Source organism: Synechococcus sp. R55.7 (assembly GCF_047461955.1).
GTDB lineage: Bacteria > Cyanobacteriota > Cyanobacteriia > Thermostichales > Thermostichaceae > Thermostichus.
This window is the reverse complement of sequence record NZ_JANSIC010000073.1, coordinates 1-11,539: the sequence shown is the minus strand read 5'-3', so window position 1 is coordinate 11,539 and position 11,539 is coordinate 1. Positions and strand designations below refer to the sequence as shown.

The 11,539-nt window shown below is 57.6% G+C and carries 13 protein-coding genes; 8 read left to right on the top strand and 5 right to left on the bottom strand.

Going from position 1 to position 11,539, the window contains the following annotated elements:
* The first annotated feature begins 117 nt into the window (after window positions 1–117).
* Window positions 118–1,314, top strand: a complete 1,197-nt coding sequence (locus tag NW820_RS05625) for a PQQ-dependent sugar dehydrogenase (RefSeq protein ID WP_414406916.1) — start codon at window positions 118–120, stop codon at window positions 1,312–1,314.
* 94 nt (window positions 1,315–1,408) lie between these two features.
* Here NW820_RS05625 and psbH read toward each other — a convergent pair whose 3' ends face one another.
* A complete protein-coding gene (gene psbH, locus NW820_RS05620; RefSeq protein ID WP_414331336.1) occupies window positions 1,409–1,612 on the bottom strand; it encodes a photosystem II reaction center phosphoprotein PsbH in 204 nt (67 codons plus the stop codon).
* A 202-nt stretch (window positions 1,613–1,814) separates the two neighbouring features.
* On the opposite strand from psbH, the gene psbN reads away from it, so the two are divergent.
* Window positions 1,815–1,946 carry a photosystem II reaction center protein PsbN gene (gene psbN, locus NW820_RS05615; RefSeq protein ID WP_011432995.1) on the top strand — a complete coding sequence of 44 codons (132 nt, stop codon included), beginning with the start codon at window positions 1,815–1,817 and terminating at the stop codon, window positions 1,944–1,946.
* A 26-nt stretch (window positions 1,947–1,972) separates the two neighbouring features.
* Window positions 1,973–2,842: a diaminopimelate epimerase gene (gene dapF, locus NW820_RS05610; RefSeq protein WP_414406915.1), complete on the top strand. Its 870-nt coding sequence runs from the start codon at window positions 1,973–1,975 to the stop codon at window positions 2,840–2,842.
* Between the two features lie 3 nt (window positions 2,843–2,845).
* Here the strand turns inward: dapF and NW820_RS05605 are convergent, their stop codons facing one another.
* Both NW820_RS05605 and NW820_RS05600 read right to left on the bottom strand, forming a co-directional pair.
* The gene (locus NW820_RS05605) at window positions 2,846–3,535 is read right to left on the bottom strand and encodes a hypothetical protein (RefSeq protein WP_414350767.1); all 690 of its coding nucleotides are present in this window, start codon (window positions 3,533–3,535) and stop codon (window positions 2,846–2,848) included.
* An 86-nt stretch (window positions 3,536–3,621) separates the two neighbouring features.
* Window positions 3,622–4,254, bottom strand: coding sequence for a hypothetical protein (locus NW820_RS05600; protein ID WP_414331728.1), 633 nt, complete (start codon window positions 4,252–4,254; stop codon window positions 3,622–3,624).
* 132 nt (window positions 4,255–4,386) lie between these two features.
* On the opposite strand from NW820_RS05600, the gene pcrA reads away from it, so the two are divergent.
* Window positions 4,387–6,747 (top strand): DNA helicase PcrA, encoded by a 2,361-nt coding sequence (gene pcrA / locus NW820_RS05595; protein WP_414406914.1) that lies wholly within the window; start codon window positions 4,387–4,389, stop codon window positions 6,745–6,747.
* A 251-nt stretch (window positions 6,748–6,998) separates the two neighbouring features.
* Here pcrA and NW820_RS05590 read toward each other — a convergent pair whose 3' ends face one another.
* Window positions 6,999–7,313: a hypothetical protein gene (locus NW820_RS05590; protein WP_414331733.1), complete on the bottom strand. Its 315-nt coding sequence runs from the start codon at window positions 7,311–7,313 to the stop codon at window positions 6,999–7,001.
* 520 nt (window positions 7,314–7,833) lie between these two features.
* Between NW820_RS05590 and NW820_RS05585 the strand changes: the two genes are divergently transcribed.
* Window positions 7,834–8,325, top strand: a complete 492-nt coding sequence (locus tag NW820_RS05585) for a cytochrome c oxidase assembly factor Coa1 family protein (RefSeq protein ID WP_414406913.1) — start codon at window positions 7,834–7,836, stop codon at window positions 8,323–8,325.
* An 80-nt stretch (window positions 8,326–8,405) separates the two neighbouring features.
* Complete coding sequence (locus NW820_RS05580) at window positions 8,406–9,953, top strand: YcjF family protein (RefSeq protein ID WP_414406912.1); 1,548 nt, start codon at window positions 8,406–8,408, stop codon at window positions 9,951–9,953.
* On the opposite strand, the gene NW820_RS05575 is transcribed toward NW820_RS05580, so the two are convergent.
* A complete protein-coding gene (locus tag NW820_RS05575) occupies window positions 9,950–10,264 on the bottom strand; it encodes a hypothetical protein (protein WP_011432986.1) in 315 nt (104 codons plus the stop codon). The genes NW820_RS05580 and NW820_RS05575 overlap by 4 nt on opposite strands.
* A gap of 195 nt (window positions 10,265–10,459) precedes the next feature.
* Here NW820_RS05575 and rpsN point away from each other — a divergent pair, with 195 nt between their 5' ends.
* Complete coding sequence (gene rpsN, locus NW820_RS05570) at window positions 10,460–10,765, top strand: 30S ribosomal protein S14 (protein ID WP_011432985.1); 306 nt, start codon at window positions 10,460–10,462, stop codon at window positions 10,763–10,765.
* 57 nt (window positions 10,766–10,822) lie between these two features.
* Complete coding sequence (locus NW820_RS05565; protein ID WP_414406911.1) at window positions 10,823–11,455, top strand: ribonuclease D; 633 nt, start codon at window positions 10,823–10,825, stop codon at window positions 11,453–11,455.
* Window positions 11,456–11,539 lie beyond the last annotated feature (84 nt).

The window sequence follows — 11,539 nt, the reverse complement described above, 5'->3', positions numbered from 1 at the left end:
GGGTTGCCCACTCTGGTCCGCAGTGGGTTTTACCCTCATCGGTACCCATCTCCAGAAGAGCAGCAGTAATAATCGACTAGCTCAGACCCCAGAATCCATCGCGAAAACGAGGCGGCAATGGCCATGAGGATCCCGGCGATCAAGCTTCTCTCCTCACTGCTGCTTTTTGGGGGGGTGTCCGTCCCCGCTGTCGTGGCGGCCTACCCGGTCAGCCCGGAGATGGTGATGACCCTGCAACAGGGGGATCATGCCCAAGCCTTGCCCAGGGCCAGAACGGAGCAAGCGTTTCGGGTGGTTACTTTGGCCCAGGGTTTGGAGCACCCTTGGGGGATGGCCTTTCTGCCAGATGGGACAATCGTGGTAACCGAACGACCAGGCCGGCTGCGCCGGGTTACCGACCAGGGGTTGGATCCCCAGCCCATAGCCGGTGTGCCAGAAGTATTTGCCCGCGGACAGGGGGGCCTGCTGGACATTGCCTTGCACCCTAATTACGCGGAGAACGGCTGGATTTACCTGTCCTATGCCGCTCCTGGGCCGGGCGGCGGGGGAACCCGAGTGGCGCGGGCCCGCTTGGGGGAGAAGGGACTCCAGGATCTGGAGGTGATTTTCGACATGGAGCGCAAGACCCCCGCTCAACAGCACTTTGGCTCCCGCCTGGCCTTTGATGAACAGGGATTTCTCTACATCAGCACCGGCGACCGCGGAGAGCGGCATCGGGCCCAGGATCTGGGGGATGCTGCCGGCAAGGTGTTGCGCGTCACTGATTCAGGAGGGATCCCGGCGGACAACCCATTTGTCGGCCAAGCAGGGGCTTTGCCGGAAACTTTTACCTATGGCCACCGCAACATTCAGGGAATGGCCCGCCACCCCGAGACGGGAGCGATTTGGTCCCACGAGCATGGGCCCCAGGGTGGAGACGAGATCAACATCTTGGCCCCCGGCGTCAACTACGGCTGGCCCTTGATCACCCACGGTCGAGAATATACGGGGGAACCTATCGGCCAAGGACTGGCGGCAGCTCCTGGATTGGCTTCGCCCCTGCTGCACTGGACACCCTCAATTGCCCCTTCCGGCATGACTTTCTACACAGGGGAGGCTTTCCCCGAATGGCGGGGCAACCTATTTGTGGGGGCGCTGGCCGGGCAACACCTGGCGCGCTTGGTACTGGATGGAGAGCGCGTGGTGGCAGAAGAGCGTCTCTTAGAGGGGGCGGTGGGTCGCATTCGCGATGTGCGGCAGGGGCCGGATGGACTCCTTTACCTGTTGACGGACGCCCCGAATGGATCCCTGCTGCGCCTGGAGCCAGCACCCTGAAGGCATCGGCTTAGGAGATGACGGAAACTATCCTGCTCCCGCTGGGCAGCTCTTTGGCGGGACAGGGACTTTCCCCAGAGTAGGGCTGGGGAACTCAGAAGCTGAGGCTCTCCCAAGAAACGTTGATGTCTTCCAAAAGCAGCGACTTGTTGTAGATCTGCAGGATAATCAACAAAAAGACGGCGAATAGGGCCATGAAGACCGCCATCAGGGGCGTGGTGCCCCAGCCGGGAGCCACTTTGCCGTATTCCGAGTTGAGAGGACGCAGCAGATCGCCCAGTTTGGTACGAATGGCCATAGGTTCTCGCTTAGAAACCGAACACGTTGACGAAGTCGAAGATAGCAGGCTCGAAGGCGGATCCCTGGTGCTCAGCACCGCCAAAGCATCCGCCTTTTAAAATCACGCTATCAGAATCTGGCCGAACCTTTTTGTCTTGGGCAATGAATTGTAAACTTGTGTAATACTGTAGTCGAATACTCTCAGGATCAAAGACAACGATATGGAGCCCACCTTTTCCCTGATTGTGGCGATTGCGGCAGTTACCATCTGCATCACTGCGTTTGCCATCTACACAGCCTTTGGCCCCCCTTCCAAGGACTTGCAGGATCCCTACGAGATGCACGAGGATTAAGGCCTGTCGTTGGGATATCTGGGTAAATGTCTGCTCGGTTGACCCCCCGTCTCTCCTTTCACAAGTACCAGGGGTTGGGGAACGATTTTATCTTGGTGGACAACCGCTGGCAGTCTCAACCCTGCTTGAGCCCGGAAGAGGCCGTCGCCCTTTGCAATCGCCGCTTTGGGGTAGGAGCCGATGGGGTTATCTTCCTGCTGCCGGGGCAGGAGGGGGCAGATTTCAGCATGCGCCTCTTCAACAGCGACGGTTCCGAGGCGGAGATGTGCGGCAATGGGATCCGCTGTTTGGCCCGCTTTCTGCAGGACTTGGGGATCCCAGGTCGGGATGGCGCCTACCAGATCCACACCTTGGCGGGGCGAATCGTGCCGCAGGTGCGGGCAGATGGGCTGGTCACAGTGGACATGGGGATCCCTCGCCTTTTGGCCAGGCAGATCCCCACCACCCTGGTCGAACCGGATGAGAAGGTCATTCGGCAGCCGCTTGCAGTGGCCGGGCGAGAGTGGCGGGTGACGGCGGTGAGCATGGGCAACCCCCATTGTGTGGTCTTCCTGGAAGAAGAGGGATCCCTGGAGGAGCTGGACTTGGCAGCTGTGGGCCCCCTGTTTGAGCATCATCCGGCCTTTCCTGAGCGCACCAACACCGAATTTGTGCAGGTGCTCAGCCCGACTCGTCTGCGCCTACGGGTTTGGGAGCGGGGAGCAGGGGCAACGCTGGCTTGTGGGACGGGTGCCTGTGCTGTTTTGGTGGCTGCTGTTTTGGAGGAGCGCGCAGAATCGCAAGCTACAGTAGAACTGCCGGGAGGAAATCTGGAAATTCGCTGGGATCCGAGCACACAGCACGTGTGGATGACCGGCCCTGCCCTACACGTCTTCAGCGGCACCACTGCCGGTTGAGAACTAGGCTCCCAGACCCAACAGGAGGATGGCCAGGAGGCCGAGGATCCCATAGGCAACGCTCCAGCCCTGCCGCCAGATCAGCGCCACTGCCAGGCCCAATAAGACCAAGCCCAAGCCCAGGCCAAGGCGGAGAAATAGAGGGTGTACAAACTGGCTGAGGGAGCGTTTGAGCCAGGGGAAGATCACCCCCAAGGCGAAGGCCAGTCCTACGGGGATCCAATCGATCCAACCTGTCTGCTCCCAGCCCCCCAACAGGTAAAAGCCGCCCAGACAAAGGCCCAGGCAGAAAAACAGCACCCGCATGCCGGGATAGTCTTGTCGATAGTTGAAAGCAAGGCTTCGGAGCTCCTTGGGGTGGGCCAAGACCAATGGCTCTACAGCAAAGCTTTCGCTCCACTCCGGCGCTTCTTCAGTTTGTCCGCGGCACCAAAGGTAAACGTTGACCTTGCGCAACCCTTGCAGCAGAGAGGCTTCCACCGCACTGCGCACCACCTCCATCACCTGCAGGGTATCCACCACATCGCCCGGCAGCCGTTCCAGCAGCACGTTGAGAACAGGCCCCTTCAGCTCGGCTCGGCCAAACAGCCGCAAGTTGGCAAGCTTGTAATCGAGGATTTGGTTCAAGATTTTGAGCTGGCGGCGCATGGGATCCCGTAAACAGTGAACCGTCGTTCGAATGGTTGACTTCAAGCTTCAACATGACCGGTATGACCAGTTTAATGGCTTGGGCCAGAGCAGCAGAGGAGAGGCGTTGCCGGTGTGAAAGGGAAGTGGGACTATCCCATGAGGGTGCGAATGCACCGGCGAATGCTGAGGTTGGATTGCTCCAAGTCGGCAAATCCGCTCAGAAGAGTTCCCTGGCCGTCCAACAGCAACAAAACAGCCTGGCGGCGAAAATTGATCCCAGGCAAAGCTGCAGCGGCTATTTCTTGCAGCTTCTGGATGGTTGCTCCCTCAAAATCGACCGAGACATACACAAACGGAGAAACCAGGCGGGGATCCGTCGGTACACTCTCCCGGATGGCCTGCAAAACCAAGTGGCGCACCAGCAGCAGCCCCCTGCCATCCACCAGCACGATCTGGCGCAGCCGAGGGTTTTGCCCAAACTCCAGGGCCAAACTTTTGGAGAGGGCTTCCGATTGCGAGCGGGTTTGGCTGTTGGTCAAGATCAACGCTTGAATGCCCTCATACCGACTTAGGTCAAGCCGATCCCCAGAAACGCTTTCCACCTTGAGGTCAAGAGATGTTTTGGGGTTGCCGTTGCTGGGGCAGTTGCCAGCTTGGGCGGGATCGAACGCACCTTGAGAAAGCAGGGCAAGGGTGGCAAACCCCAAAGCCACAAGTCTCTTTTGAACGCAAAGCCAGCAGCGGTTAGCCGGGGCACAGCAGCAGGACAGCACTCGGTTCATGGCGGGGAGCTCTGGAGCGGGCCGGCCAAATCTTAACCGATCTTCATCTTTGGTGCTCCAAAATGCCCTCTGGGCTTCTCATCCCCATTGGGTTGGTGCCCATAATGGAAGGCAGTTTCTGGTTTGCTGGCCATGACTCACGCCTCTTTGCTGGATGCCCTCAACCCTTCTCAACGGCAAGCGGTGCAACACTTTTGTGGCCCGCTGCTGGTGGTGGCGGGGGCAGGTTCCGGCAAGACGCGCGCCCTCACCCACCGCATTGCCTACCTGGTTCGCCACTATCGGGTGGATCCAGGAGAAATTTTGGCCGTGACCTTCACCAACAAGGCCGCCCGTGAGATGAAAGAGCGCATTGAGCAGCTCTTTGCCGAACAAGAAGCTCAAGAACAATTTGGGATCCCCTTAGAGGAATTGGAGCCGGCCCAGGCAACGCGACTAAAATCTGCTGTTTACCACCGCTGGATTAAGCCTCTTTGGATTGGCACGTTCCACAGCTTATTTGCCCAGATCCTGCGCCTGGAGATCGAAAAATATCAGGATCCCAAGGGGCGCAAGTGGACTCGCCACTTCTCGATCTTCGATGAATCAGATGCCCAATCTCTGGTGAAGGAGATTGTAACCAAGCAACTGAACTTGGATGAGCGCAAGTTTGACCCAAGGTCGGTACGCTACGCCATTAGCAATGCCAAAAACCAAGGTTGGACTCCTGCCGACCTGGAGCGCAATCAGCCCAACTTCCGTGGCCGTACCATTGCCCAAGTTTACGAAATCTATGAAGACCAACTGGCAGCCAACAATGCTCTGGACTTTGATAACTTGATTTGGATACCAGTGCAGCTTTTTCGACAAAACGAGCAGGTGTTGGCTTACTGGCACCAACGATTTCGACACATTTTGGTGGATGAATACCAAGACACCAACCGCACTCAGTATGAGTTGATTCGTCTGTTGGCCACCAACGGCGAGACCTGCAGATCTCGGTTGGATTGGAGAAACCGATCGATCTTTGTGGTGGGAGATGCCGATCAAAGCATCTATCGGTTTCGCGGGGCAGATTTTACCATTTTGCTGGAGTTTCAAGAGACCTTTGGAGATGGTCTCCCGGATGATGATACCCGCACCATGATCAAGCTGGAGGAGAACTATCGCTCTACAGCTACCATTCTGCAGGCAGCTAACGCTCTCATCGAGAAAAATACAGAGCGCATTGATAAAGTTCTCAGGCCAACCCGTCAGCAAGGAAATCCGATTTTTCTTCATCAGGCGGATGATGAGATTGCAGAGGCCGAGTTTGTCGTCAATACCATCCGACGATTACACGGCCAAAATGCCAATGCTTTTTCCTGGGGAGATTTTGCCATTCTCTACCGCACCAACGCTCAATCCCGTCCTTTTGAAGAGGTCTTGCTGCGGTGGGGGATCCCTTACACCGTGGTGGGCGGACTGCGATTTTACGACCGCAAAGAAATTAAGGATGTCCTAGCCTATTTACGGGTTGTGGCTAACCCTGCCGACTCCTTTAGCCTGCTGCGAATTATTAACGTGCCGCGCCGTGGCATCGGCAAATCTACTCTGGACAAGCTGACCGAAGCGGCGGCGGCTCTCAACGTGCCTTTGTGGGCAATTCTCAGCGACGAAACCTCTGTAAGTAGCTTGGTGGGTCGTTTGGCTAAGCCTGTCATTCAGTTTGCTCAGTTGATTCAGCACTGGCATCGACAGGCTTCTCAGACTTCAGCCGCCACCCTTATCGAAGGGCTGCTGCGGGATTCCGGTTATTTGGAGGATCTCAAGGCGCAGGGTACAGACGAAGCCGAAGAAAGAGCGGCCAACGTGATGGAACTTTACAATGCCGCTCGCCAATTCGAGGAAGAACAGGAGGATCCCAGCCTTGAGGCTTTTTTGAGCAATGTGTCTTTGGCTTCCGACTTGGACAACCTTCAGGAAGGCGCTGAGAAAGTTTCGCTAATGACGTTGCACTCTTCCAAAGGTTTGGAGTTTCCTGTTGTGTTCTTGGTGGGGGTGGAACAGGGTCTGTTTCCCAATTTCCGGGCTTTGGAGGATCCCGCTGCTTTGGAAGAAGAGCGACGCCTTTGCTACGTGGGCATTACCCGTGCCCGTGAGCAGTTGTATATCAGCCACGCCAGGGAAAGGATGCTCTACGGCAACCGCGAACCAGCTATTCCTTCGGTATTTTTAAGTGAACTGCCCCAAGAGTTAATCGAATTCGACAGACGCGGAGCCGTTTCTCGACAGCTCTCCCACGGCAGTGGACTGTCCCTTTCAGATGCACCCAAGGCCAGGCCCAATCGCCGCCAAAGCCGTTCAGAACAGTGGGCGATTGGAGATCGTTTGCAACATCCCCAATTCGGACAAGGCCAGATTACCCATGTGTTCGGCAGTGGTGAACGGGTCACGATTGCGGTGAGGTTTCCCGCTATCGGTCAACAGAAAATCTTGGATCCCCGTATCGATCCTATTCAAAAGCTTAGCTAGGCGGCTGAACTCGGAAGGGCTCCAGCGATGAAGAGAGGCAAAGGGAAGTGCTGTAGAAGTCCGTAGCTCATTCGAGATTGCCTTGCCGTTGACGTCGTTGGTGATCCCTTGCTTTATATGTGTTTGCTTTATATGTGTTGCTGCACGACGGGGAAAGCAAAACCTCAGCTCCCCCTTTCCCTGATTTGACCGTTGCCCAACCCTCGACCTTACCTCTGCCCCCTCGTCACTAATTGCTTGTAATTGCTTGACTACCCGGTCTTGGGATCCCTCGCCAGGCTTAACCCAGTCGGCTGGGACTGAGTTGTCTCGGCTCTGTCCGGTACCAGGCGCAGGGGCGGGCCAAAGCGGCCAACCGCTACAGTGTTGTTCAGGGCCGGGATCTGGCGGATGGATCCCTGGCGTAGGCAGCGGTGTAGACGGCGCAGCAGGAAGAGGTCGGCTTCGGAGCACTCCTCTCGAAATAGCCTTACGTTAAGTTCGTGTTCCTGAGCAGCGGTGAGCAAACCGGTCATCATGGCGGTTTGAATGATCTGCTGCACGGTTATGGTTGTCGCTTCATCCATAGGTTTAGGCGATTGGATGGAGACCTTTTGCTGCTCTTATTCTCGACAAATCCCTCTGATATTGACTCCGCCAAATAGCGGATTCGGTATGCGCGCACTTTGTCTTCTTTCTCGGTGCTCGGAAATAGGGCTTTCCAGATACCCATTGACCTTCTGAGCCATCCGGATTCCGTGTAGGCGAAAAGCTTGAAATCTTTGTGTCACAAGCCTTTCTAATCGAAGTGGGAGCAGAGCCAACAATTGGATACGTAGGGATCCCATCCTCACCGCAGTACAAAATTAGACTCAACAGTGAGTTGCTTGAACTTGCCAAAGAGGTGCTGATCCCATGATTTTTCGAGCTGTTGCTTGAGGCCGTAACAGATATCTGTGGCAATACGGAACTGAGAAGCGATGTTCGTCACCGACAAATGGCGTAGGGTTGCTTGGCTTTTTGTCTGTACCTTGTCGGCAACGCAGGCATAGAGGATGAGCAACAGCCTTGTGTTAGGGTGGGGGCATTCTAGGGTGGCAATGGGCTGTGTCAGAAACTCCACAAAAAGTCGGCTGTGCTGTCCCTCTGGGCTGCTGTGGCTGCGGCTGTTTGGGCCTGCTGGCGGTGTTGGGCTTGGGGCTGGCGGGGGCAGGGATCCTAGTCTGGAATGGGATCCGTGCCTCAGGAGCCTATCGCACCTACCAATTGGCGGTGGAGCAGCTCAAACAAAATGCTGTGGTGGTGGAACGTCTGGGGGAACCCTTGAGGCCGGGATGGCCCTCGCGGCTGCGTTTTCAGGAAGATGAGGAAGCCGGTTGGGTGTGTCTGTTCTTTTTAATTACAGGGGCCCAGCGCACCGGCGATGTGGTGGTGGAATCGGAGCGGGGCATGGCCGGCTCGGCATGGCAGTTGCGCCATCTGCAAGTGAAAGTTGACGGGGATCCGCAGGCCATTCAGGTCATCGAGGGGGAATCTCGGTGTGAAAAGGAAGAGTCGGATGGAGAAGCCCTGCCCCTGCAGCCAGAAGGCGACATCTAGGTAGCCGGATATGCTCAGCCGCGGGTAGAGTCAAAAGGACTCCGTCCCGCTGACGCGAACGGTTGTGGCCTTGGATCCCTATGCGGTCGCTCCCTTACCTGCGCTTGCTGCTGCTGTTGGCGCTGTTGGCCTCGTTCACCGGGCTGATCGTCTGGCTGATCCAATCGTTTCTCGATCTGTACTACGCCACCCGTTACCACCCGATTTTGGGGGGGCTGTTGATTGGGGTGCTGGTGCTGCTGCTGCTGGTGTTTTTGGCCGCTGCCATCTACTACTTGTTTCTGTTTCGCCAACCCGCCCCCAGCAGGAGGGAAATTACCCAACCCCTTGCCTTGCCGGAGACGGCTTTGGAAAAGCGGAAAGCGGCGCAACAGAACTTGGCTCAACTGGAGGCGCAGCTAGCGCAAATCCAGGATGAAGTGGCGCGGGCAGCGCTGGCGGAGCGGTCGGCTCTGCTGGCCCAACAATTGGCCCAGCCCCAACTGAAGGTGGTGGTCTTCGGCACCGGGTCGGCGGGCAAGACTTCTCTGGTGAACGCGCTGCTGGGGCGGCGGGCGGGGGCGGTGGGGGCCACTCTGGGCACCACCCAGGCGGTAGCTTGTTACGATTGGAACTTGCCCGGGATCCCGCAGCCGGTGCAGATCCTGGATTGCCCCGGCATTTTGGAGATCGGCCCGGCAGGGGTGATGCGGGAACAGGAGGCGCAAGCCCAAGCCCAAGCTGCCGATCTGCTGCTGGTGGTGGTGGATGGGGATCTGCGCCAGTCAGAGGTGGATCCCTTGCGCCGGTTGATCGCCCTGGGCAAGCGGGCCTTGCTGATCCTGAACAAAGCGGATCGCTACACCTCAGAAGAACGGCAGATCCTCTTGCAACGCCTGCGGGAGCGGGTCTACCCCCTGATTCCACCTCAGGATGTGTTGATGGCTGCCGCTGCTCCAGCCCCTGTGCGGGTGGGATCCCAAACCTGGCGACCGGAGCCGGATGTGGCCGCCGTGCGGGATCGCGTGCAGGCAGTGCTCTATGCCGAAGGTGGATCCCTGGCCTTGGACAATGCCCTGCTGCAATCGCAACAGTTGGGGGAAGAGGCCAAGCGGATTCTCCAAGCCCAACTGCGCCGCCAAGCCGAGGAAGTGATCGATCGCTTTCAGTGGATTGTTACAGGAGTGGTGTTCGCCAACCCCATCCCGGCGGTGGATCTGCTGGCCATTGCCGCCATCAACGCCCAGATGGTGGTGGAACTGGGATCCCTTTACGGCTGCAAGATGGATCTGCAGCAGGGGCGGGAGCTGGCCTTGTCTCTGGCCAAAACCTTAGCCGGCTTGGGCTTGGTGGAAGGAGCGATCCAACTGACCACGGGGATCTTGGCCACCGTTGCCGAAGTGAGCGTCGTCGGTTTTCTGGCGACAGCCCCCATTCAGGCAGCCAGTGCTGGCTATCTCACCCGCATTGCCGGCAAGAGCTTCATTGAGTATTTCCAGCACAACCAAAGCTGGGGAGAAGGGGGGATGCAGGCGGTGGTCAAAGCCCAGGTGCAAAATACCCAAAAATCCGGTTGGCTCAAAGAGTTTGTCCGCGAGGCTTCCCGGCGCATCTTCCGAAATGGGATGGCCAACCCAAGGGATCCCTAATGGCCGCTCAGGGCAATATCCGTCGGCAGGAAGGCCAGCTTCAGCTGCGCCACATAATCGGCGTAGCTCAGTGCCGGCCCAGTGTCCCAATCCGCCAAGCCATGCATGCACTTCGACCATTGAATGAAGGCGGCAGGATAGATATAGGCCAAACTGGGATCCTGCAAAACCTCTTTGGGCAGTGGAGAGGCCGACTTCAGCACTGCCAACAGAGCCGGCGGCTTGTGGAGAATCACGCGCGTGGCCTCAATCTGCTCTGGGGAAACCCTAAACTTGGTGGCGATAAACGGGATCACTCTGGAAATGGCCATCACCCAACACCAACCTCGCCTATAGAGGTAGGTTGCCCCCAAGCCGAGGGGCTGGCCTCAGGGATCCTACGGAGAGCGGAAAAGAGGGATGAACATTGGCGAGGATGGCCGTGGGCGGGCCTGGGATCCCCTTGCTTGGAGCCGCTGCTCCTCGTTATCCTAGTAAAGCTGAAAAATCTGGGGAAACAGTGAGCCGTGGCTAAAAAGAGCATGATCGAGCGGGAGAAAAAGCGCCAACGCTTGGTCGAGAAGTATCGGGAGAAGCGCCAACAACTGAAAGCGGCCATGGCCGATCCCAACATCGACCAGGCCACCCGCATGGAGCTGCACGCCCAACTGCAAAAACTCCCTCGGGCCAGCTCGCCCACACGCCTGCGCAACCGCTGCTGGAAAACCGGGCGTCCCCGGGGTTACTTCCGCGATTTCGGCCTGTGCCGCAACAGCCTGCGGGAAATGGCCCACAGAGGCTTATTGCCAGGTGTGGTCAAGTCTAGCTGGTAGTTGCCTGGCCTTCGCCGCTTGGTTATGCAGCCAAAACACCCTTTTGAGAGATCCTGAGTGGGCCTGCAACCTTTTCAGCTCTGTGACGAAGATCTCACCCCTGCAGTGGCAAAGGCCCTGGCCAGGGAACCTTACCTGGCCGTGGATACAGAAACAATGGGGCTGATCCCGCAGCGGGACAGGCTCTGCGTGGTGCAAATCGCCAACCCTGCCGGCGAGGTGGTGTTGTTGCGGTTGAGCCGTGGAGTAAAGCAGGCCCCCCTTCTGGCGGGGCTGCTGACGGATCCCAACATTGAAAAGATTTTCCACTACGCCCGCTTTGACCTGGCGATGCTGCGCTATCACCTGGGGATCCGGGCGTGGCCCGTCTTTTGCACCAAAATTGCCAGCAAACTGGCCCGCACCTACACCAGCAAACACAGCCTCAAAGATGTGGTGAGCGAGCTGTGCGGGGTCGAACTCAACAAAACTGCCCAAAGCTCCGATTGGGGAGCCGTCCACGCGCTATCCGCCGAACAACTGGAGTATGCCGCCAACGATGTTCGCTATTTGATCCCGGTGCGCCACAAGTTGGCGGAGATGTTACGGCGGGAAGAACGCTGGGAGTTGGCGCAGCAGTGTTTCCAACATTTGCCTACTTTGGTAGAGCTGGATCTGTTGGGCTTCAGTAACGTCTTCGAACATCAGTAGGCGGGGCTTTACTTGATAGACAGTCACCGAATTTTCGGGCTGGAGGCCCGCACCATAGCCGCAGGCTTGGTGTCGGGAGGAAAG